This is a genomic window from Embleya sp. NPDC020630 (genome assembly GCF_044334985.1).
Lineage (GTDB): Bacteria > Actinomycetota > Actinomycetes > Streptomycetales > Streptomycetaceae > Embleya.
This window is the reverse complement of record NZ_JBIRUB010000001.1, coordinates 434256-456929: the sequence shown is the minus strand read 5'-3', so window position 1 is coordinate 456929 and position 22674 is coordinate 434256. Positions and strand designations below refer to the sequence as shown.

General features: G+C 72.1%; 19 protein-coding genes and 1 riboswitch. Of the genes, 6 read left to right on the top strand and 13 right to left on the bottom strand.

The window, feature by feature from the left end:
• Positions 1 to 8 precede the first annotated feature (8 nt).
• The 4 genes from ACH4XV_RS01910 to ACH4XV_RS01895 form a co-directional block, all read right to left on the bottom strand.
• On the bottom strand, positions 9 to 629 hold the full coding sequence (locus ACH4XV_RS01910; protein WP_395786158.1) for a transglycosylase family protein: 621 nt from the start codon (positions 627 to 629) through the stop codon (positions 9 to 11).
• Between the two features lie 105 nt (positions 630 to 734).
• Positions 735 to 917: riboswitch (cyclic di-AMP (ydaO/yuaA leader) on the bottom strand.
• Between the two features lie 201 nt (positions 918 to 1118).
• Entirely contained in the window at positions 1119 to 1454 is a 336-nt protein-coding gene (locus tag ACH4XV_RS01905) for an EthD family reductase (protein WP_379998328.1), read from the bottom strand.
• Between the two features lie 76 nt (positions 1455 to 1530).
• Positions 1531 to 2394 carry a phosphoenolpyruvate hydrolase family protein gene (locus tag ACH4XV_RS01900; protein WP_395786156.1) on the bottom strand — a complete coding sequence of 288 codons (864 nt, stop codon included), beginning with the start codon at positions 2392 to 2394 and terminating at the stop codon, positions 1531 to 1533.
• Between the two features lies 1 nt (position 2395).
• Positions 2396 to 3640, bottom strand: coding sequence for a Tm-1-like ATP-binding domain-containing protein (locus tag ACH4XV_RS01895; protein ID WP_395786154.1), 1245 nt, complete (start codon positions 3638 to 3640; stop codon positions 2396 to 2398).
• Positions 3641 to 3797: 157 nt separating this feature from the next.
• On the opposite strand from ACH4XV_RS01895, the gene ACH4XV_RS01890 reads away from it, so the two are divergent.
• On the top strand, positions 3798 to 4583 hold the full coding sequence (locus ACH4XV_RS01890; protein WP_395786152.1) for an SDR family NAD(P)-dependent oxidoreductase: 786 nt from the start codon (positions 3798 to 3800) through the stop codon (positions 4581 to 4583).
• A 1-nt stretch (position 4584) separates the two neighbouring features.
• Here the strand turns inward: ACH4XV_RS01890 and ACH4XV_RS01885 are convergent, their stop codons facing one another.
• Positions 4585 to 6204 (bottom strand): PucR family transcriptional regulator, encoded by a 1620-nt coding sequence (locus tag ACH4XV_RS01885; protein WP_395786150.1) that lies wholly within the window; start codon positions 6202 to 6204, stop codon positions 4585 to 4587.
• Positions 6205 to 6506: 302 nt separating this feature from the next.
• Here ACH4XV_RS01885 and ACH4XV_RS01880 point away from each other — a divergent pair, with 302 nt between their 5' ends.
• From ACH4XV_RS01880 to ACH4XV_RS01860, 5 genes are all read left to right on the top strand, one after another.
• A complete protein-coding gene (locus ACH4XV_RS01880; RefSeq protein WP_395786148.1) occupies positions 6507 to 7391 on the top strand; it encodes an FAD binding domain-containing protein in 885 nt (294 codons plus the stop codon).
• Positions 7388 to 7888 (top strand): (2Fe-2S)-binding protein, encoded by a 501-nt coding sequence (locus ACH4XV_RS01875; RefSeq protein WP_395786146.1) that lies wholly within the window; start codon positions 7388 to 7390, stop codon positions 7886 to 7888. Before ACH4XV_RS01880 ends, ACH4XV_RS01875 begins: the two co-directional genes overlap by 4 nt.
• 4 nt (positions 7889 to 7892) lie before the next feature.
• Positions 7893 to 10259, top strand: coding sequence for a xanthine dehydrogenase subunit D (pucD, locus tag ACH4XV_RS01870; protein WP_395786144.1), 2367 nt, complete (start codon positions 7893 to 7895; stop codon positions 10257 to 10259).
• 231 nt (positions 10260 to 10490) lie between these two features.
• Positions 10491 to 11996 carry an NCS2 family permease gene (locus ACH4XV_RS01865; protein WP_395786142.1) on the top strand — a complete coding sequence of 502 codons (1506 nt, stop codon included), beginning with the start codon at positions 10491 to 10493 and terminating at the stop codon, positions 11994 to 11996.
• Between the two features lie 40 nt (positions 11997 to 12036).
• The gene (locus ACH4XV_RS01860; protein ID WP_395786140.1) at positions 12037 to 13182 is read left to right on the top strand and encodes an XdhC family protein; all 1146 of its coding nucleotides are present in this window, start codon (positions 12037 to 12039) and stop codon (positions 13180 to 13182) included.
• Positions 13183 to 13387: 205 nt separating this feature from the next.
• Here the strand turns inward: ACH4XV_RS01860 and ACH4XV_RS01855 are convergent, their stop codons facing one another.
• From ACH4XV_RS01855 to ACH4XV_RS01820, 8 genes are all read right to left on the bottom strand, one after another.
• On the bottom strand, positions 13388 to 13597 hold the full coding sequence (locus ACH4XV_RS01855) for a CsbD family protein (RefSeq protein ID WP_078978080.1): 210 nt from the start codon (positions 13595 to 13597) through the stop codon (positions 13388 to 13390).
• 158 nt (positions 13598 to 13755) lie between these two features.
• The gene (locus ACH4XV_RS01850) at positions 13756 to 15051 is read right to left on the bottom strand and encodes a family 2B encapsulin nanocompartment shell protein (protein WP_395786138.1); all 1296 of its coding nucleotides are present in this window, start codon (positions 15049 to 15051) and stop codon (positions 13756 to 13758) included.
• Positions 15052 to 15352: 301 nt separating this feature from the next.
• Positions 15353 to 16396, bottom strand: a complete 1044-nt coding sequence (gene alc, locus ACH4XV_RS01845; protein WP_395786136.1) for an allantoicase — start codon at positions 16394 to 16396, stop codon at positions 15353 to 15355.
• 116 nt (positions 16397 to 16512) lie between these two features.
• Positions 16513 to 17859, bottom strand: a complete 1347-nt coding sequence (allB, locus tag ACH4XV_RS01840) for an allantoinase AllB (RefSeq protein ID WP_395786134.1) — start codon at positions 17857 to 17859, stop codon at positions 16513 to 16515.
• Complete coding sequence (locus ACH4XV_RS01835; RefSeq protein WP_395786132.1) at positions 17856 to 18977, bottom strand: glycerate kinase; 1122 nt, start codon at positions 18975 to 18977, stop codon at positions 17856 to 17858. The genes allB and ACH4XV_RS01835 overlap by 4 nt, the downstream gene beginning before the upstream one ends.
• A gap of 181 nt (positions 18978 to 19158) precedes the next feature.
• Positions 19159 to 20874: a glyoxylate carboligase gene (gene gcl, locus ACH4XV_RS01830; RefSeq protein ID WP_395786130.1), complete on the bottom strand. Its 1716-nt coding sequence runs from the start codon at positions 20872 to 20874 to the stop codon at positions 19159 to 19161.
• A complete protein-coding gene (locus ACH4XV_RS01825; protein ID WP_395786128.1) occupies positions 20874 to 21830 on the bottom strand; it encodes a 2-hydroxy-3-oxopropionate reductase in 957 nt (318 codons plus the stop codon). Before ACH4XV_RS01825 ends, gcl begins: the two co-directional genes overlap by 1 nt.
• Positions 21827 to 22669, bottom strand: coding sequence for a hydroxypyruvate isomerase family protein (locus ACH4XV_RS01820; RefSeq protein ID WP_395786126.1), 843 nt, complete (start codon positions 22667 to 22669; stop codon positions 21827 to 21829). Before ACH4XV_RS01820 ends, ACH4XV_RS01825 begins: the two co-directional genes overlap by 4 nt.
• Positions 22670 to 22674 lie beyond the last annotated feature (5 nt).

The window sequence follows — 22674 nt, the reverse complement described above, 5'->3', positions numbered from 1 at the left end:
AGGGGAGATCAGACGGCGAGCTTGGTGCCCACCGCGATCACGTTCGGGTTGTCGCCGATGACGCCGGCGTTGGCCGTGTGCAGGGCCTTGTAGCCGCCCTTGACACCGAGCTTGGCCGCGATCGCGGACAGCGTGTCACCGGACTTGACGGTGTAGGTGCCGGAGCCCGACGCCCGCTCGGTCGCGGCCGACTTCGGCGCGTCCTGCTTGGCGACGTCCTGCTTGGGCTGCACGTTGAGCTTCGGCGCGTTGCCGGTCGCGGGCTTGGCCTCGGACTTGGGCTCGGCCTTCGGCTCGACCGAGGACTTGGTCTTGCCGGCGGTCGAGGACTCGGCCGTGGCGTTGGCGTCGCCGCCCTTGCCCAGGCCGGCCTTCACGGAGCAGACCGGCCAGGCGCCGGGGCCCTGGCTCGCCAGGACCCGCTCGGCGACGGCGATCTGCTGCGCCTTGGAGGCCTGCGCGGCGCTGGCCGCGTACTGGCTGCCGCCGAACGCGTTCCAGGTGCTCGGGGTGAACTGCAGACCGCCGGAGAAGCCGTTGCCCGTGTTGATGCTCCAGTTGCCGGTGCTCTCGCACTGGGCGACCGCGTCCCAGGTGGACGAAGTCGCGGCGTTCGCGCTGCCCGCCATGCCCACGAGAGGAAGGACGAGACCCGCACCCGCGGCGACGGCGATGCCGGCGCGACGGCCACGAGAGAGCGAACGAACCGGAGCGGTGATGGCACGGAAGGTCATTGATTACCTCGTCGGGCGCCTACGAAGTTAGCTGTCGGGTTCGGACGATTGGCCCGGCCTCGCCTGTCACAGGCATGGCTTCACCCCAGGCATCGGCAGTGCCGATGTCGGCTCACTTGGTTCCCCCGCTCCTGCCGCCAGTCAATTTCGACTGCTTCCCTCGGGCGGCGGCAGGATTCGGCGTACCGCCCGGGGAGTCCGCTTGTGCGAACAACCACGAAGCTACGCACCGGTTCGCCGGGTTGGCAAACATTTCGGGCGGTTTGTGACGTCCCCCATAAGGGGGAATAACACCTATTTGCCCGATTTGTCGCCATCCTTGCAGGTCACGGCTCCGGCGTACACGGTGCGCGGCCGCGTGGTCACGCGTGCGTCAGCGACGGGCTATTCCGTCGCGGGCAGCTCTACCGGAACCACTACCCGCTCCTCGTCCCAGAGGAACGTCGCGCCGCCGGTCGCGAAATTGGGCACATCGGCCACCGTGGCCCGCCCCTCGGGCGAATCCAGCACAGCCTCGAGTTCCGCGCGCGAGGGCGCGTACAGCGCGACCACCAGGTAATAGGGCGGCTTCGCGCCGGACGGATCCGGTTCGCACTTGCCGATGGTCCAGCCGGTCAGCCCCGGCATGGTGCGGGCCAGCGGGACGTGCTTGTCCCAGTAATAGGAGTCGAACGCCGCCGGGTCTTCGGGGTGGCCGTAGAGCACGGTCAACTTGTACATGCCGGGTCCTCACGCTCGTGATGGTCGGACGGACGGACGTGCGCTTGCGCCAGGCGGCTGCTGCCGGGCGCGGTCGTTACGGATGTGCCGGGGTGTCGCCCGTCGTGGCGGCGTCCCCACTCGGGGTGATGCTCTTGAACGCCCGTGCCTGCTCGGTGATGGCCACCTCGGTCGGCAGGCGCTCCATGCTGGAGGCGCCGAAGAAGCCGACCACGCCGGTGGTGTGGGCCAGCACGTACGCCGCGTCCTCGGGTTCGGCGATCGGCCCGCCGTGGCACAGCACCAGCACGTCGGGATCGACCTCCGCCGCCGCGTCGCGCATCTCCTGCACCCGCTCAACCGCCTGGTCGAGGGTGACCGCGGTGGTCGCGCCGATGCTGCCCTTGGTGGTCAGGCCCAGGTGCGGCACCAGCACATCGGCGCCGGCCGCCGCCATCGCACGGGCCTGCTCGGGGTCGAAGACGTACGGCGCCGTGAGCAAGCCGCGCTCCGCCGCCAGCCGGATCATCTCCACCTCCAGGTCGTAGCCCATCCCGGTCTCCTCCAGGTTCTGCCGGAAGACACCGTCGAACAGGCCGACCGTCGGGAAGTTCTGCACTCCCGCGAAGCCCATGGCCGCGAGTTGGTCCAGGAAGTGCGGCATGATCCGGAACGGATCGGTGCCGCACACCCCCGCGAGGACCGGGGTACTGCGCACCACCGGCAGCACTTCGCCCGCCATCTCCACCACGATCGCGTTGGCGTCGCCGTACGGCAGCAGTCCCGCCAACGAACCCCGGCCGGCCATGCGATAGCGGCCCGAGTTGTAGATGATGATCAGGTCCACACCCCCGGCCTCGGCGCACTTGGCGGACAATCCGGTGCCCGCGCCCGCGCCGATCACGACGCCGCCCTGCTCGACCGTCGTGCGCAGTCGGCCCCGCGCCTCGCGTCCGTTCATCTCAGTCCACGTGTCCCTTCGTGATCAATTCGTGCAATCGATCCGCCGCCGCCTTGGCGAACGCCGGATCGTTGATGTCCGTCGCGACCTCGCGCACCTCGACGGCGGTCCCGTCGAGGCCGGCGCGCAACGCGTCGAACAACGCCGTATCGGCGTCGGAATCGTAGAAGGGTGCGCCCTCGACGTCGATCGCCGAGACTCCGCGCAGCGGCAGGTACAGCGCGGTGGGCCCGGTCGCGTCGAGCAGTTTGGCCGCGATCCGCCGTCCCAGTTCGGCGTTTTCGGCCGGTGTGGTGCGCATCAGCGTCACGGTCGGGTTGTGCACGTACAACAGCCGGTCCTCGAAACGCGGCGGAACGGTGTCGCGGGGGCCGAAGTTCACCATGTCCAGTGCGCCCACGCTGACCACCTGCGGCAGCCCCACGCGCCCGGCGGCGGTCAGCCGTTGCGGACCCGCGCTGAGCACCCCGCCGACCAGGTCGTCCGCCAGCTCGGTGGTGGTCAGGTCGAGGACCCCGGCCAGGAATCCGCCCTCGGCCAGGTTCTCCATCGCCCGGCCGCCGGCTCCGGTGGCGTGGAACACCAGCACCTCGTAACCGAGTTCGTTGAGCCGCTCGCGCGCCGCGTCCACCGCCGGCGTGGTCACCCCGAACTGGGTCGCGGCCACCAGCGGTCGGCCCTCGCCGGTCACCCCGGCGACCGCCGCGCGATCCTCGGCGTAGCCGCCGGCCATGCCCGCGATCGCGTCCGCGGCGTTGCCCAGGATGCGTTCGGAGAGCCGGTTGATCCCGGCGATGTCCACGACGCTGTACATCATCGTCACGTCCACCGCGCCGACGTACGGCGACACGTCGCCCGCCGCCATCGTGGACACCAGCAGCTTGGGCACGCCCACCGGCAGCGCGCGCATCGCGTGGGACGCGATCGCCGAGCCGCCCGAGCCGCCCATCGCGAGCACTCCGTCCACCCGTCCCTGCTCGAAGAGTTCGCGCAGGATCGAGGCCGCGCCCTCGGCCATCGCGGTGGTCGCCGCGCCCCGGTCGGCGCGGGTGCGCAGGTCCTGCAAATCGGTGCCCGCCGCGGCCGCGACCTCGCCCGCCTGGACGTCGGCCTGGGCCAGCGAGTCGCCCAGGACGCCGACGTTCATCAGCAGGACCTCGGCGCCTCTGGCCCGCAGCCGGTAGGCCAGCCACGCGTATTCGGACCCCTTGGTGTCCAGCGTTCCGATCAGTACGACGGTGGGCATCGGTGCCTCCGGTGGTGTCGGTACGGCTTGCCGGGTTGACGCTTCGGCGGCGAACGGCCGCGCACAGTAACCCAACCGGATGATCATGGCAATGCAAAGCACCGTGCGATAGGACGGGTGGCGAGTCGCGGATTTCGTGCACGTGAAAGGGGTGTCGATGGCGGAGGAACCGGACGCACGGGTCGCAATCGTCGCGGGAGCCGGAGCGGGCATCGGGCGCGCGTCGGCATTGGCGCTGGCCCGCGACGGCGCGGATCTGGTGCTGGCCGCCCGCCGCCCCGAACCGCTGCGCGAACTCGCGGACGAGATCCGGGAGCTGACGGGCCGTCGAGTGCTCGCGGTGCCGACCGACCTGGCCGACCAGGGCGCCTGCCGCGCGCTGGTGGACACCGCGGCGCGGGAGTCGGGCCGGGTGGACGTGGTGGTGAACGTGGCGACGTACAACCCGTCGGGACGCCTGGAGGAGTTGGACCCGGACGAGTTCCGGCGCGCGTTCGAGATCAACGTGCTGGGCGTACTGGCCGTCTCCCGGGCCGCGTTGCCGCATCTGCGCGCGGTGGGCGGCGGCTCGATCGTGCAGATCAGCTCCGAGGCGCCGCGCGCGAAACTGGTCGGCCTGGGCGCGTACGCGGCGACCAAGGCCGCGATGGAGGTGGCCTCCGGGGTGTTGGCCAAGGAGGTCGGGCCGGACGGCATCCGGGTCAACGTGGTCGTCGCGGGCTACACCGAGAACGCCAAACTCGCCGGGTACATCGCCGACATCGCCGCGCGCCGGGAGGTGCCCGAGAGCGAGGTGCGGGCCGAGCTGACCCGGTCCTCGGCGCTGCGCCGGATCACCCGGCCCGAGGACATCGCCGACGCCGTCGCCTTCCTGGCCTCCGACCGGGCCCGGGCGATCACCGGCACGGTCGTCCCGGTCACGTCGGGGGTCTCCATCGGCTGATTCAGCGCAGCCGCAGCGCCAGGAAGAAGTCCACCTTGTCCTCCAGCCGGGCCAACTGACGCCCGGTCAGCTCCTCGATCCGGCCGATCCGGTAGCGCAGCGTGTTCACGTGTACGTGCAACCGCGCGGCGCACCTGGTCCACGACCCGTCGCAGTCCAGGAACACCTCCAACGTGCCGATCAGGTCCGCCTGATGGCTCGCGTCGTAAGCGCGCAGCGGTTCCAGCAACCGGCCCCGGAAGGCCCGGCGCACGTCCTCGGGCACCGCGGCCAACAGCGCCACGTGCGAAGCGAGTTCGGCGTGCCCGACCACCTCGATCCGGCCCGTCCTGGTCCCGGCGATCCGGCCCGCGTGCCAGGCCTCCTCCAGGGCGCCGCGCAGCGCGTCGGCGCGGGCCACCCGGGCGCTCACCCCGATGTGCGCCCGCAGGTCGTCCGTCGCGGGCCCGTCCAACGCGGCCAGCCGCTCGCGCAGCAGGCCCGTGGTGGGATCCGGCTCCGCGCCGTCCCGGTCGTCCCCGCCCTCGCACGAGATCAGCGCCACGGCGCCGGTGCCGGCCGCCGACACCAGGGCCGGCGTCGGTCGATCCGCCAACGCCTCTTCCAGCAGCACCCGGGCCAGTCGGGGTGCGTCGCGCACGGGCACGTCGGGCAGCGTGAGGGTGACGAACTGCCGGTGCCACGTGTCGCCCTCGTCCGGCCCGGCCACCCGCAGGCGGGTCGCCACCTCCAACGAATCGGCGCCGGTCGCCAGCAGGTTCAGCACGTCGTCGGCCAGGCGCCGGGTGTGCCGGCGTCCGTCCTCGACCCGCTCCCGGCCCACCGAGACCAGCCGGACCAGTTCGCCCAGCAGCGCCTGGTGCCGGTCGGGCCAGTCGCTCACGTCGTCCTCGACCGCCAGGAACCAGTCGCCCCACGCGTCCGGGTCGGCCGCCCCGCCCGCCTCGGGCACCGGCAACAGCGAGAACGAGCGCCCGTCGACCCGGTGCCGGTACGGCACCCGGGCCCGGCGCTCGCGGGCGGCGAAGTGCGCGCGGGCCAGCTTGACCCGCAACCCCGGTGCCAGATCCGGCCCGCCTGCGGCGGCCTGCCGCCCGGTCAGCGAGAGCACCCAGCAGTGGATGTCGATGTCGGCCGCGACCAGCCCGAGCACCCCGTCCAGCCCGGCCCCGCCGGCCGCCGCCTGGACCAGACGTCGATGCCGGTCGACCACCGCGGTCAGGTCGTCGGCCCGCTCGGCGGAGATCCGCCGGACCACGAACTCGGTCAGGTGGGCGAAGGACAACTCCTCCTCGACCGCGAACAGCGGCAGGTGGTGCCGCTCGCAGGCGTCCACCAGATCGGCCGGGATGGCGCCGATCTCGGCCTCCCCCGCGGCCAGCGCGGTGGCGCCGCCCCGGGTCAGCACCCGGACGAAGCGGTCCGAGTCGGCCGAACCCGAGCGCCAACCCATCCCGGTCAGCACCAGGGCCCCGGCGGTCAGGTAGCGGCTGGGGTCGTGCAGGTCGGTGGTCATCACCGCGCGCACCGTACGATCCAGCTCCCCCTCGCCCACCAGCAGACGGATGCCGGCTATGCCGACGCCGCTCGTGCCATCGCCGAGAAGCGCGCGCAACCGCATCGACGGCCCCCTCTCGATCGAGCCGGCCACGGCGTCGGCCGCGCGGCGGATCCGTCATACCGGTTCGACGACCGGACGAGCACTTGGAGAAAAGTACGGGAACACCGCCCGTGCGACACGCCTGGGTCATGTCTTTGGCGGGTACTCGCAGTGACCTCCGTCTCGGTGTACTGGTGCGCACCCTCCCATCCACACAAACGACCGGCCACGAAACGACCGGTCACCACACCCCGAGCGACGCGCCCCCCGCGACGGGTACAAGGACGGTAGGGCCATACGCAAGGCAGAAGGAGACACCCGACATGGAATTCCTGCGGCCCGCGACGTGGGAGGAGGCGCTCGCCGTCAAGGCGCAGCACCCGTCCGCGGTCCCGATCGCCGGTGGCACCGACGTGATGGTCGAGCTGAACTTCGACCGGCGTCGCCCCGACGCCCTGGTGGATCTCAACCGGATCCGCGAGTTGCACGAATGGCGGATCGAGGACGACGACACGGTGCGTCTGGGCGCCTGCGTACCGTACGCGCGGATCATCGAGTCGCTGCACGACCGGCTGCCGGGGTTGTCCCTCGGCGCACGCACCGTCGGCTCGCCGCAGATCCGCAACCGGGGTTCGGTCGGCGGCAACCTCGGCGGCGCCTCGCCGGCGGGCGACGCGCACCCACCGCTGCTCGCCTCGGGCGCCACGGTGGAGGCGGCGTCGGTGCGCGGCACCCGGCTGATCCCGATCGACGACTTCTATCTCGGGGTCAAGCGCAACGCGCTGGAGCCGGACGAGTTGATCCGGGCGATCCACATCCCCTCGGCGACCGGGCCGCAGCAGTTCGCCAAGATCGGCACCCGCAACGCGATGGTGATCGCGGTCTGCTCGTTCGCGGTCGCGCTGCACCCGCGCACCCGGGACGTGCGCACCGGGATCGGCTCCGCCGCGCCCACCCCGCGCCGGGCCCGAGAGGCAGAGGAGTTCATCCGAGCCGAACTCGGCGAGAGCGGCCTGTGGACCTCCGGCGGCGAGCTGCCGCAGGCCACCGCGCGGCGCTTCGGCGAACTGGTGGCGGCGGCCGCCGCGCCGATCGACGACGTGCGCGGGTCGGCCGCGTACCGGCGCCACGCGCTGGCCGTGCTGGCGCGCCGCACCCTGCTCTGGACCTGGAACGACCACCGCACCACCGGGAGGGCCGCCGCATGAGGGTCACATTCACCGTGAACGGCCGCCCGACCGAGGCGGACGACGTGTGGGAGGGCGAGAGCCTGCTGTACGTCCTGCGCGAGCGGGTCGGGCTGCCCGGGTCCAAGAACGCGTGCGAGCAGGGCGAGTGCGGCTCGTGCACGGTCTATCTCGACGGTGCCCCGGTGTGCGCGTGTCTGGTCGCCGCCGGACAGGTGCAGGATCGTGAGGTCGGCACGGTCGAGGGGCTGGCCGACGGGGACACGCTGGATCCGGTCCAGCAGGCGTTCGTGGACGCGGGCGCGGTGCAGTGCGGGTTCTGTACGCCGGGGCTGCTGGTCCAGACGCATGACCTGCTCAACCGGGCGCACCACCCCTCCGACGCGGAGATCCGCGAGGCGCTGTCCGGCAACCTGTGTCGCTGTACGGGCTACGAGAAGATCATGGACGCGGTCCGGTTGGCGGCGGCGCGCAAGGCCGAAGCGCGCGGCACGGCCCCGGTCGGTTCGGAGGGCTGACGCCATGGCCGGTCCGACCATGCCGAAGAACCTGCTCGACGTCGCCGCGCCCGGTCGGGACGGCATCGGCGCCTCGCCGCCGCGGCCCGACGGGATCCTCAAGGTCAAGGGCGACTTCGCCTACGCCTCGGACCTGTGGCACGAGGACATGTTGTGGGGCACGACGCTGCGCAGCCCGCATGCCCGGGCCCGGATCCGGTCCGTGGACGTGTCCGCGGCGCTGGCCGTGCCGGGGGTGTACGCCGTGCTCACCCACGAGGACATCCCCGGCAGCAGGTTCTACGGCCTGGAGATCGCGGATCAGCCGGTGTTGGCCATCGACGAAGTGCGCTTCCACGGCGAGCCGATCGCGATCGTGGCCGCCGACCACCCCGAGACCGCGCGGCGCGCGGCGGCCCGGATCGTGGTGGACTACGACGTGTTGCCGGCGATCGGACCGGCCGAGGCGCTGGATCCGGAGCGCTACGGCTACGTGCACGCGCCGGCCGACTACAAGGCGCACGCCTTCGGCAACATCGTGCACAGCCAGCACATCCACCACGGCGGCGGGGACTCGGCGCGGGTGCGCGCACGGGCCGATGTGATCGTGCGCGGCGAGTACGAGGTCGGCATGCAGGACCAGGCGTTCCTGGGCCCGGAATCGGGGCTCGCGGTGCCCGCCGAGGACGGCGGGATCGATCTGTACATCGCCACCCAGTGGCTGCACGTGGACCGGCAGCAGTTGTGCCCGGTGCTCGGTCTGCCGCCGGAGAAGGTGCGACTGTCCCTGGCCGGCGTCGGCGGCGCGTTCGGCGGGCGCGAGGACCTGTCGATGCAGGTACACGCTTGTCTGCTCGCGCAGTACACCGGCAAGCCGGTGAAGATCGTCTACAACCGCGAGGAGTCGTTCTTCGGCCACGTGCACCGCCATCCGGCCACGATGGTCTTCGAGCACGGCGCCACCCGGGACGGCCGGTTGGTGTTCGTCCGGGCGGAGATCGTGCTGGACGGCGGCGCGTACGCCTCCTCCTCCCCCGCCGTGGTCGGCAACGCGGCCTCGCTGGGGATCGGGCCGTACGTGATCCCGAACGCCTCGATCGACGCGACCGCGGTGTACACGAACAACCCGCCGTGCGGCGCGATGCGCGGCTTCGGCGCGGTTCAGATGTGCTTCGGCTACGAGAGCCAGATGGACCGGCTGGCCGCGGAACTGGGCCTGGATCCGGTGGAGTTGCGGCGGCTGAACGCGATGGAGCAGGGCTCGGTGCTGCCCACGGGGCAGGTCGTGGACGCGCCCGCGCCGGTGGCCGAACTGCTGCGCCGGGTCGAGGCGATGCCGCTGCCGGCGGCGGAGCACCGGCACACCGCCGACGGTGTGGACGTGCGCGAACTGCCGGGCGGGGTGTCCAACAGCACGCACGGCGAGGGCGTCGTACGTGGGATCGGCTACGGGGTCGGGATCAAGAACGTCGGCTTCTCCGAGGGCTTCGACGACTACTCCACCGCGCGGGTCCGGCTGGAGGTGTTGGGCGGCGCGCCGGTCGCGCTGGTGCACACCGCGATGGCCGAGGTGGGCCAGGGCGGCGTCACGGTGCACGCGCAGATCGTGCGCACCGAGTTGGGCGTGGACCTGGTGACCATCGCGCCGGCCGATACGCGGGTGGGCTCCGCCGGGTCGACCTCCGCGTCGCGGCAGACGTACATGACGGGCGGCGCGGTCAAGTCGGCCGCCGAGGCGGTGCGCGGCACGGTGTTCGAGCGCGGCCGGCTCCGCCACGGCTGGACGCCCGATCTCGTGGCGGGCCTGCGCCTGGTCGGCGGCAAGGTGGTCGACCGCGCCGACGCGGTGGTCGCCGACCTGGTCGACCTGCTCGGCGACGAACCCGTGGACGAGACCGTCGAGTTCCGGCACCGCCCCACCCAGGCGTTCGACCGCAGCACCGGACAGGGCGTCGGGCACGTCCAGTACACATTCTGCGCACACCGCGCGGTGGTGGACGTGGACGTGGAGCTGGGCCTGGTCAAGGTGGTCGAACTGGCCGCCGCACAGGACGTCGGCAAGGCGATGAACCCGCTCGCGGTGCTCGGCCAGATCCACGGCGGCAGCACCCAGGGGCTGGGCCTGGCGGTGATGGAGGAGATCGTGGTCGCCGAGGGACGGGTGCGCAATCCGTCTTTCACGGACTACCTGATCCCCACCATCCTCGACACCCCGCCGATGCCGGTGGACGTCCTCGAACTGGCCGACCCGCACGCCCCGTACGGGCTGCGCGGAGCCGGCGAGGCACCCACTTTGTCCGCGACGCCCGCGATCGTCGCGGCTATTCGCGCGGCGACCGGTCTGGCCCTGAACCGGGTGCCGGTCCGGCCGGAACACCTCACCGGGCTCTGAGACTCCGTCAGTTCCCGTTCTCATCACCGTAGTACGGTCCCGGCGGCGGCGCAGACGCGGCCCTCGGGGCCGGACCGGCTCGACCCCGCACGGCCGATCGCCGTGCCGTCGAGCGGACGCGCCCCCACGCAGGAAGGCGTCGCGCCCGCCTGCCCGGAACAGGCTCCGGGCGGTTGCGCCGCGGCGACCGGCTCCACCCCAACAACACCTAGGACACTTGGGAGTGGGAAAGTGGCTCAGACATCGGTTCCGACGGAACCCGGCGAGAATCCCCCGAATCCGCCGCGCGGATCCGGGGCGACCGCGGCCGGCGATCCGCCGCCGGCCGGCTCGTCCGGTTCGGGCGCGTTGGACACGTACTTCCGGATCAGTGCGCGCGGCAGCTCGGTGGGCCGCGAACTGCGCGGCGGCCTCACCACGTTCATGGCGATGGCGTACATCCTGCTGCTCAATCCGATCCTGCTGGGCGGCAAGGACGTCAAGGGGCACCAGCTCGACCCCGCGCAGATCACCACGATGACCGCGCTGGCCGCGTTCATCACCACGGTGGCGATGGGCCTGATCGGCAACGTACCGCTGGCGCTGGCCGCGGGCCTGTCGGTGGCCGGCGTGGTGGGCAACCAGGTCGCGGCCGAGATGACCTGGCCGCAGGCGATGGGCCTGTGCGTGATCTACGGCTTGATCATCATGCTGATGGTCGTCTCGGGGCTGCGCGAGCGCATCATGAACGCCATCCCGATGGCGCTCAAGTACGCGATCACCATCGGGATCGGCCTGTTCATCGCGATGATCGGGCTGAACAAGGCGGGCGTGGTGACCGAGAACGCCGCCCCGGGCGGACCGCCGGTGACGCTCGGGCCGGCCGGTGAACTGGCCGGCTGGCCGGTGCTGATCTTCGCGGTCACGGTGCTCACCATCTTCATGCTGATGGCCCGCGGTATCCGCGGCGCGATCCTGATCGGCCTGGTCTTCGGCACCGTGCTGGCGATGGTGGTCAATGCGATCGTCGACATATCCGACAAGACCTGGGGCGGCGGTGTACCGAACCTGCCGGACAAGGTGGTCGATGCGCCGGACTTCGGGCTGTTCGGCCAGGTGAGCGTGTTCGGCGGTTTCTCCGAGGCCGGCGGCATCACCACCTCCGTCCTGGTGTTCACCCTCGTCTTCGCGGGCTTCTTCGACGCGATGGCGACCATCATCGGCATCGGCAACGAGGCCGAGCTCGTGGACGACAAGGGCCGGATGCCCGGACTGTCCAAGGCCCTGGCCATCGACGGTGCGGGGGGCATCGTCGGTGGGGTGACCGGTTCGTCGGGTCAGACCGTCTTCATCGAATCGGCGACCGGCGTCGGCGACGGCGCCCGCACCGGGCTGTCCAGTGTGGTCACCGGCACGATCTTCGGCCTGATGTTGTTCTTCACCCCGCTCGCCGGCGTGGTCCCCGACCAGGTCGCCGCCGCCGCGCTCGTGGTGATCGGCTCGATGATGATCACCCAGGTCAAGCACATCGACTGGGACGACAAGGCCGAGGCGATCCCCGCGTTCCTGACCATCGTGCTGATGCCGTTCACGTACTCGATCACCGCCGGCGTCGCCGCCGGCGTGATCGTCTACACGCTCATCAAGGCCGCCCAGGGCAGGTTCCGCGACATCGGCCCGCTGATGTGGATCCTCACCCTGGCCTTCCTCGTGTTCTTCGCCCTGCATCCGATCAAGGAGTGGTTGGGCGTCAGCTGACGCCCGCACACCGCACCATCCACACCCCCAGGAGACGTCGATGCTCGACCTCGGGAGCGAACTCGCGGCATGGCGCCGTGCGGGAACGCCATACACCCTGGCCACCGTCGTCGGCGTCGGCGGGAGCGCCCCCCGCCCCCCGGGCGCGGCGCTCGCGGTGGGCGCCGACGGCACGGTCGTCGGCAGCGTCTCCGGAGGGTGTGTGGAGGGTGCGGTGTACGAGTTGTGCCGCGAGGCACTGGAGCGCGGCACCCCGGTGCTCCAGCGCTTCGGCTACAGCGACGAGGACGCCTTCGCCGTGGGGCTGACCTGCGGCGGAGTGCTCGACATCTTCGTACAACGCGCCGGCGACGCGACGGTGGAGGCGGCCCTGGCCGCGGCCGAACGGGACATCCCCGTGGCCGCGGCCCGCGTCGTGGCGGGACCGGCGGCGCTGGTGGGGCGGGCGATCACGGTCGTGGGCGCGGCGCACGGGGTGGACCCCGCGGAGTCCGCGGTGACCGGTACGTTCGGCGCCGATCCCGCGCTGGACGCCTCCGTGGTCGCCGAGGCCCGAGCCATGCTCGCGCTGGGCCGCACCGGCCTGGTGACGCTGCGCCCGGACGGCCGCCCGTGTCCGGAGTCGGCCCCCGACGACGTCACCGTCTTCGTGGAGACCCACACCCCGCCACCACGCCTGCTCGTCTACGGCGCGATCGACTTCGCGGCGGCGGTGACCCGGATGGGCAACCTGCTCGGCTACCGGGTGACCGTGTGCGACGCGAGGGAGGTGTTCGCCACGCGGCGGCGTTTCCCCGACGCGGACGAGGTGATCGTGGACTGGCCGCACCGCCACCTGGCCTCGATCGCGAACACCCTCGACGCCCGCACGGTGATCACCGTCCTGACCCACGACCCGAAGTTCGACGTCCCGCTCCTGGACCTGGCGCTGCGCCTCGATGTGTCCTACGTCGGCGCCATGGGCTCGCGCCGCACCCACGAGGCGCGCCTGACCCGCCTGTGCGAAATCGGGCTCACCGAAAAGCAGTTGGCCGCGCTGCACTCCCCCATCGGCCTGGACCTCGGCGCCCGCACCCCCGACGAGACGGCCCTGTCCATCTTCGCCGAGGTGGTGGCCGCCCGAACCGGCGCCACGGCCCGCCCCCTGCGCACCGCCACGGGCCCGATCCACCGCGCGGCGGCCTGACTCCGCCGCCCCCATCCACCTCGCCTGGGCCGCCGCGCTCCCGGTCGCCGTATTCGTCCTGCTGCGGGCCAACCACCGCCCGTTCGGCCGGTCGGGCTGACCCGCCGGGCCCGACCCGCCCACCCACGCCGCGAGGCCCCCGGAACACCGGGGGCCTCGCGGTCGCCCGACTCCGTCGCACGCGGCGACCGGGCAGGCCCTGCGATCAGTCCCGCTTGAGCGAGCCCTTGATCTTGTTGATTGCCTCGTTGGCCTTGTCCTTGGCGCCTTCGACGGCCTGCTTGGCCTTGGCCGAGCCCTGATCCTGCTGGCCCTCGTCCCGCAGGTCCTCGTTGCCGGTCGCCTCGCCGACCTTCTCCTTGGCCTGGCCGGCTGCGTCCTGGGCCTTGTTGCGGATGTTGTCGTCGATGCCCATGTCTCGGGTCTCCTGTCGCGGTAGACCGCGCGCGTCCGTTGATCGCGCGACGTCCGGCCCGACCTATAACCGGAAACGACCGGTTTGACACCCATGCATAGTCTTCGTGATCTTTCTCATCCGGTCACCGGTGCCGCACACGGGGTGGTTTCTCCCGCTCACCGGGCCCGCGAGATCTCGACGTTCTCCAGGACCCCCAGGGCGTCCGGGACCAGTACAGCCGCCGAGTAGTAGGCGGTGACCAGGTAGGAGATCAGCGCCTGCTCGTTGATGCCCATGAAGCGCACCGACAGGCCCGGCTGGTACTCGTCGGGCAGGCCGGTCTGGTGCAGACCCACCACACCCTGGTCGTCCTCGCCGGTACGCATCACCAGGATCGAACTGGTGCGCTCCGCCGAGATCGGGATCTTGTTGCACGGGAAGATCGGCACGCCGCGCCAGGCCGGGATCTGGTTTCCGCCCACGTCGACCGTGGTCGGGTACAGGCCGAGCCGGCTGCACTCGCGACCGAACGCGGCGATCGTGCGCGGGTGGGCCAGGAAGAGCCTGGAGCCGCGTCGCCGGCTGAGCAGTTCGTCCATGTCGTCGGGGGTGGGCGGGCCGGATTGGGCCTGGATGCGCTGGTCGTAGTCGGCGTTGTGCAGCAGCCCGAACTCGCGGTTGTTGATCAGCTCGTGTTCCTGGCGCTCGCGCAACGCCTCGATGGTCAGCCGCAATTGCTGCTCGATCTGATCCATCGGATGGTTGTACAGATCCGCGACCCGGCTGTGCACCTTGAGCACGGTCTGCGCGGCGCTCAACTCGTATTCGCGCGGCTTGAGTTCGTAGTCCACGAAGCTGCCGGGCAGCAGCGCCTCGCCACGGTGGCCGGCGGACATCGGGATCTCCGCCTCGCCCTTGGCGTTCTGCGGCCGGCTGGTGTCCTCGGCGTATTCGGCCAGGTGCGTGCGCAACGCGTCGGCCTGCACCGCGTCGAACGCCTCCCGGGTCATCTCCAGCACGATCACCGAGGTGGCCGCGGTGGCCGTGTACCCCCACGTCGCGTCCCGGTCGACGAGCATGCGCTCGCCGAAGTGGTCGCCGTCGCCGTGCAGTCCGAGCACGGTGCGGTCGCCGTAGCGGCCCTCGCCGAACCGGTTGATCTTGCCGTGCACGACCAGGAAGACCCGGTCGGTCGGCTCCCCCAGGGTCGCCAGCGTCTCCCCCGCCGCGAACTCCCGCCGCACGAACCGGTCCGCCAGCGCGCGCAGCACCTCCTCGTTTTCGAACCCGCGCAGCGGCGCCAGCTCGCCCAACTCCGCCGGGATCACCCGCACATCGGAACCGGTCTGAACGAACTGGACCCGGCCGTCCCCCACCCGGTAGCTCAGCCGTCGGTTGACCCGGTATGTACCACCCGATACCTGGACCCACGGCAACATCTTCAGCAGCCATCGCGACGTGATGTCCTGCATCTGCGGGACGGTCTTGGTGGTCGTCGCGAGATTTCGCGCCGCCTCCGTCGCGAGACTCGAACGGGCCTGCGTGTCCTGGGCGTCACCTTCCGTGCGCGCCCCAGCATCGATCGACAACGATTCCGCCTCCCCTGGATGAACCCGTTTGCGCGGTCAATCGTTGCCGTTGCGCCGGTGGCCGGCCATTACCCGAACGAGTGAGACTGGTAGGGGTGCGAATTGGCTAAGTAGCTCTGACGGAGGCTTCCCCGGGATCCGCTCGCTCGTCTCGGATCCGACTCCCCGTCGGCCGGCGCGTGCGCTACGGTCCGGCGGTGTGGAAGCGGTCGCGCAGCGCGGTCAGGGCCGCCTCCGTCAGTCGGCCCGGCAGCCGCAGTCGGGCCACCCCGCCGTCCGGGAAGACCTCGATGCGTACGTGCGTGACCGGGGGCGCGTCGGTGAAGCGGAATCGGTGTCGGGTGTCCGGCTGGACCCGGGTGCGCGGCAGCAGTTCGAACCAGGCGTCAGGATCCACACCCGCGTCGCTGCCGGCCAGCGCGACCCAACCCGGCGCGTTCCCCAGGTAGTTGTCGATGTCGATTTCGGCGCCCAGGAGTTCGGCCCGTCCGACCAGGCGCAGCCGCACCCAGTCGTGGCCGTCGTCGCGCCGCCGGCGGGTCTCCCAGCCCTCGCCCATCACCCGCGAGCGGCCCGGCGCGTTGAGGTTGTGCGGCGAGGAGAAGTAGCGGTCGCTGGCCGTCTCGGCGACCCCGCCGTACTCTTGCGCCGCGAGGTCCACGGTGAGTCCGTCGAGCCAGGCCGGATCCGGCACCGCCTCGCCGTGCACGCGCAGTCGGGCCACCCCGCCGTCGGGGAAGATGTTCAGCCGTACGTGGCTGAACCGACGTGCCACGGCGACCTCGAAGGGATGCGCGGTGTCGCCCCGCAACTCGGTGCGGGCGACGATCGTGGTCCATACGACCGCCGGGTCGAGCAGTTCCTCGACCGAGGGTGTGCCGGGCACGGAGGCGGCCTCGACCGAGGCGCCCGGCGGAAAGTTCCCGGTGAAGAACGCGGTGTCGATCACGACCCCGCGCACGATGCCGGGCACGCCCAGGCGCACGATCGCCCAGTCGTGCGCGTCCGGTTCGGGGTGCGGGTGCGCGGCCGAGGGGCCGCGCCGGCGGCGGGTCTCCCAGCCGTCCATGATCTGCCCCCTGGGGCCGAACGTGTGCGGCGCGAAGACCGGCGGTTCGGCTCGGAGCAGGTTCTCCTTCTCGGCGAACCACTCGTCGTTGGCGGCGACTACGCCGGCGCCGAGCGCGCGCGAGGCCAGATTGACGTACGCGGTGAAGTCGGTGGTCATGGGGAATCTCCTCGCCCGGAACGGGAGTCGACGACCGCGGGCGGGCGCTCGCGGCCATGGGAGAGCGCTCGGAGGAGGCGGCCCGTGGCCGCGCGGCCGGCGCATGGCCGGGGTGATCACGCGGCCGTCCCCACGCGGTCCAGGAGGCGTCCGCGCGGGGTGCCGTGTACGTCCACGGGCGCGCCCGCGAGCCACGTGGTGCGGACCGCGCCGGTGAGCGTGCGGCCGGCGTAGGGGGTGGCCGGATTGCGGTGGTGCAGCCCGCCCGGATCCACCGTGAACACCGCGTCCGGGTCGAACGCGACCAGGTCCGCGTCGTATCCGGGCGCGATCGTGCCCTTGCGGGCCAGGCCGACCAGGCGCGCCGGCCCGGTCGACATCAGCGCGACCACCTCAGCCAGCGCCAGGCCGCGCGCCCGGGCCTCCGTCCACACCGTGGGCAGGCCCAGTTGCAGCGACGCGATGCCGCCCCACGCGGCGGCGAAGTCGCCGACGTCGAGCCGCTTGAGGTCGGTGGTGCACGGCGAGTGGTCGGAGACCACGGCGGCGAACGCGCCCGCCTCGATCCCGTGCCACAGCCGTTCGCGGTTGTCCTCGGAGCGGATCGGCGGGCAACACTTGAACGTGGTGTCGCCGGCCGGCACCCCTTCGGCGACCAGGGTCAGATAGTGCGGACAGGTCTCGGCGGTGACCACGACCCCGTCCGCACGGGCGGCGGCGAGCAGCGGCAGTACGTCCGCCGAGGACACGTGCAGCACGTGCACCCGCGCGCCGGTGCGCTTGGCGGTGTCCAGGAGTCGCCCGACGGCGACCGTCTCCGCCGCGTCGGGTCGGGAGGCGAGAAAGTCGGCGTAGGCCCGACCGGGCACCTGCGGCGCGGCGTCCAGGACCTGCGGCGCCTCGGCGTGGATGATCGCGAGCGCGCCCAGCCGGGCCTGCTCGGTCAGCGCCTCGGCCAGCTCGGCGGCGTTCACGTGCGGGAACTCGTCCACGCCGGAGGGCGCCAGGAAGCTTTTGAACCCGTACACGCCGGCCCGGTACAGCGCGGCCAATTCTCCCGTGTTGCCCGGGATCGCCCCGCCCCAGAAGCCCACGTCCACGTAGACCCGCCCGCGGGCGGCGTCCCGCTTGATCCGCAGCGCGTCGACCGTGACGGTGGCCGGGATCGAGTTGAGCGGCATGTCGATCAGCGTGGTCACCCCGCCGGCGGCCGCGGCCCGGGTGGCGCTGGTGAAGCCCTCCCACGCGGTGCGGCCCGGCTCGTTGATGTGTACGTGGGTGTCCACCAGGCCGGGCAGCAGGGCCACCTCGCCCAGATCCTGGATCGGCGCGCCGCCGACGGCGGCGCCGTGGGGCAGCACCTCGGCGATCCGGTCGCCGGCCACGACCACGTCGGCGGGCCGCTCGCCGTGCGGGGTGAGCACCCGGCGCGAGCGCAGCACGAGGGTGGGGGCGTGGGTCACGACGCGTCCTCCGATGCGGTGAGCAGGTCGCGGGCCAGCCGCTCGCCCGCGATCTCGGCGAGGGCGCCGGCGCGGGTCAGGCTGTCGGGGCCCAGGTCGGTCAGCGCGTAGGCGGCGACGATGCCGGCCGCGTCGAGTCGGTCCCGGCTCAACTCGACGCGGCCGCACACCACCGCCACGGGCACGCCCCGGGCCCGGGCGGCGGCGGCCACCCCGGCCGGTGCCTTGCCGTGCAGGGTCTGTGCGTCGAGGCTGCCCTCGCCGGTGACCACGAGCCGGGCCCCGTCGAGCAGTTCGGCGAAACCCAGGAGGTCGAGCAGCAGGCCGATGCCGGGGCGCACGGTCGCGCCGAGCAGCGCCAGCGCGCCGAATCCGGCGCCGCCGGCCGCTCCCGCGCCGGGGACGTCGGCCAGGTCCGGGGCGACCACCTCCGCCCAGCGCGCGAGGGCCGCGTCGAGCACGGCCACGTCGCCGGGAGTGGCGCCCTTCTGCGGCCCGTACACCACCGCCGCGCCCTTGGGGCCGAGCAGCGGGTTGTCCACGTCCGAGGCGATCACCACCTCGACGCCGGCCAGCCGCGCGGCCAGGGCCGAGGCGCCGTCGATCCGGTCCAGGTCGCGCAGCGCGGCCCCACCCCGGGGCAGGTCCGCCCCGGCCGCGTCGAGGAGGCGCACCCCCAGCGCCCGGGCCAGGCCCGAGCCGCCGTCGGTGGCCGCGGCGCCGCCCAGGCCGAGCACGATCCGGGTGCAGCCCAGTGCGAGCGCGCGGGCGATCAACTCGCCCACCCCGGTGGTGTCGGCGGTCAGCGGCTCGGGTCCGGCGGGCAGCCGGGCCGGCCCCGAGGCCTCGGCCAGTTCCACCACGGCGGTGGCGCCGCGCATCGCGAACGCCGCGTCGACGGGCCGCCCCGTGGGACCGCTCACCCGCGCCGGGATCCGGGTGAAGCCGGCCGCCACCGCGGCGTCGACCGTGCCCTCGCCGCCGTCGGCGACGGGTACCACGCGGATCCGGGCGTCCGGGCGTGCCCGGCGGATCCCGGCGCCGATCCGGGCCGCGGCCTCCGCCGCGGTCAGGGTCCCCTTGAACTTGTCGGGGGCCAGCACGACGACCGGGCCCATGCGCTGCTCCTTCGGGTGGGCTGTCGGGTGGGCTGTCGGGTGGGCGGTACAGAGGGCACAGTCAACTACGCGGCCGCCGTTTCGGGCAGGACCGACGGGGCCGGCAACCGCCCGGTGGCGCGGGCACGACACCGGAATGGGTCGACGCCACCGGACGGAATCGATGGGAAGCGGCGGTCCGCTACGGCACCGGCTCGAATTCCTCGACCGCGTCGATCGCGGGCCCGTGCGGCGTGTTCGCCTCGCGCTCGATCATGATCTCCACCAGGACCGGCCGCGAGGTGCGTTGCGCCTCCTTGCGGGCCCATTCCACGCTCAGGCGGATGTCGCCCGGCTCGATCACCCGCTTGCCCGAACAGCCGTACGCCTCCATCAACTTGACGTTGTCGGTGCCGACCTCGTCGTAGTGGATGTCGACCTGGTAGTTCATCTCGTACGGGATCGACGCCTGCCGGATCAGGCCCAGATACTCGTTGTTGATCATGATGATCACGAACGGCACGTTGTACTGCGCCGCCACGGCCAGTTCCTCGACCAGATACTGGAAGCCGTAGTCGCCGACGATGCCGACCACCTCGGCGTCCGGATCGCTGCGCCCCAGTGCCTTCTTGACCCCGATCGCCGCCGGGATCTCCCAGCCGAGCGGGCCGGCCTGACCGCAGACCTGGTAGTGGCGCGGCTTGTACGCCTTCTGGTGCTGGCCGCCCCAGATCTGGTAGAGCCCGATCGCTGTGACGAAGTAGGTGTTCGCGTCGAAGATCTCGTTGATCTCCTTGTACACGCGCGGCGCCTTGATCGGCACGGTGTCGAAGTCCTCGCGCCGGGTCAACGACGCGCGCAACTCCCGGATCCGCGCGACCCACGCGCCCGCCTCGCGGCGGATGCCGCGCTCCTTGGCGGTGGCCAGGATCGCCTGGAGGAACAGCCGGGTGTCCGAGACGATGCCCAGGTCCGGCTCGAACACCTTGCCGATCTGGGTGGGTTCGATGTCGACGTGGATGAACTTCCGCTCCCCCCGGTACACATCGAGCGTGCCGGTGTGTCGGTCGCCGAAGCGGGCGCCGAGCGCGAGCACCAGGTCCGACTCCAGAAACGAGGCGTTGCCGTAGCGCTGCGAGGTCTGCACACCGGTCATCCCGCTGTAGAGCGTGTGGTCCTCGTCGATCGACCCCTTGCCCATCAGGGTGACCTGCACCGGGATCTGGAGCAGTTCGGCGAGTTCGACCAGTTCTTCGTGCGCCTCGCCGATGATCACCCCGCCGCCGGAGAGCAGCAGCGGGCGTTCGGCGGCGAGCAGCAGGTCCAACGCGGCGTCCACCCGGGGCTGGTGCGGGTGCACCTCGGTCACCGGCAGCGGCGCGTCCACCTCCGAGTCCCACCAGATCTCGTGGCGCTGCACGTCCAGCGGCAGGTCGATCAGCACCGGGCCCGGGCGGCCCGAGCGGGCCAGCCGAAACGCCTCACGGAAGATCCAGGGAGCCTGTGCGGCCTCCTTGACCTGCACCGACCACTTGGTCACCGGTTTGGCGATCTCCACGATGTCGACCGCCTGGAACGCCTCCTGGTGCAGCTTGCTCGACACTGCCTGACCGGTGATGCACACGATCGGGACCGAGTCGGCGAGCGCGGTGTACAGGCCGGTGATCATGTTGGTGCCGGCCGGACCGGAGGTGCCGATCGCGACGCCGACGCCGCCGTTGGTCCGGGCCCAGCCGTCGGCCATGTGGGTCGCGCCCTCTTCGTGCCGGACGATCAGGTGCTCGATCCCGCCGACCGCCTCCAGGGCCGCGTAGAGCGGCAGGATGGCCGCGCCGGGGCAGCCGAACGCGGTGTCCACGCCCTCCGACTTCAGCACCTCCACCACGGCGTTCATGACCGGAACACGACGGGGTGCCATCAGTTGTCTCCCTGTTTCGAAACACTGTCCTCGATGCCGGCGATCGCCGAGCCGCCCTCGCGGGGACCACCGTTGAGCCGTTCCAGGCCGAGCAGCAGACCGGAGTGGTCCAGCCCGCCGCCGCCCTGGGCGCGCAGCGACGCGACGAGTTGCGCGGTGAGTCCGGCGAGCGGCAGTACGAGGTCGAACTCGCGGGCCGCCTCGGTGACGATGCCCATGTCCTTGTGGTGCAGGTCGATCCGGAATCCCGGCTCGAAGTCGCGGTCGCGCATCACCCGCCCCTTGCGGTCCAGGACGGTACTGCCGGCCAGTCCGCCGGCGAGCACCTTCAGCCCGGCCTCGGTGTCCACCCCGGCGCGCTCCAGGAACAGCAGTGCCTCGGCGACGAGTTGGATGTTGCCCGCGACGATCAGCTGGTTCGCGGCCTTGACCGTCTGTCCCGCGCCGTGCGGACCGACGTGCACGATCGTGCGGCCGAGCACCTCGAACAGCGGCAGTGCGGCGGCGAAGTCCCACTCGGTGCCGCCGACCATGATCGAGAGCACCGCCTCGACCGCTCCCGCCTCGCCGCCGCTGACCGGCGCGTCCAGCACCCGCAGCTCGCGCTCGGCGCCGGCCTGGGCCACCGCGATCGAGGTGCCGGGCTTGATCGAGCTCATGTCGATCACCATCGTGCCGGGCGCGACAGTCTCCAGGACGCCGCCCGCGCCGAGCATCACCCGCTCGACCTGCGGGTCGGCCGGGACCATGGTGATCACCACGTCCGCGTCGCGCACGGCGTCGGCGATGTCCGCCGCGCCCTCGCCGCCGGCCGCGATCAGCCGGTCGATCGCGGCCCGCTCCAGGTCGTATCCGGTGACCCGGTGGCCGGCCCGAACCAGATGGGCCGCCATCGGGCCGCCCATGATGCCCAGTCCGATGAACCCGATCCGCCCGGTGTCCCCCGCGCCGGTCATCCGGTCCCTCCCTTGCTGCCGCGCAACTCGCGCGCGAGCCAGCCGAAGCTGTCCGCGGCGGCGCCGACCGGCTTGTATTCGAGGCCGACGCGCCCGGTGTACCCGGCGGCGACGAGTCGGCGGAACAGGTCGTCGAAGTCCATTTCGCCGGTGCCGGGTTGCCCCCGTCCGGGGGTGTCGGCGATCTGCACGTGGCCGAAGCTGTCGGCGTGGGCGTCGATCACCCCCGCCGGCGCCTCGCCGTTGCGGGCGAGGTGGTAGAAGTCGGCCAGGAAGGCCGTGTTGCCCAGGCCGGTCTCGGCGTTCACCTTGTCCACCACGGCGAGCGCGGCGGCCGAGGTGGCCAGCGGGTAGCGCGGGTTCTCCGGCGTGTTCAGCGCCTCGATCAGCACGGTCGCCCCGACCCGCTCGGCGGCGACGGCCGCCGACACCAGGTTCTCCAAGGCGAGTTCGTCCTGGGCGCGCGGATCCACGCCGTCCTCCCGGTTGCCGTACAGCGCGTTCAGCGCGCGGCAGCCCAGGCTCCCGGCGAAGCCGGTCGCGACGTCGATGTTGGCCCGGAAGCGCGCCGCCTCGGCGGGCCGGGACAGCAGGCCACGATCCCCGGCGGGCATGTCCCCGGCGTCGAAGTTCAGCCCGACCAGGGCGACCCCGGCGTCGCGGACGGCCCGGCCCAGCGCGTCCGACTCGGCGTCGGTGGGGGTCGGACCGGCGAAGGGCCACCACAGCTCGATCTCGGTGAAGCCGGCCTCGGCGGCGGCCGCGGGCCGTTCGAGGAGCGGGAGTTCGGTGAAGAGGATCGAGAGATTGACGTCGAAGCGCAGTTCGCGAGCGCTCACGGGAT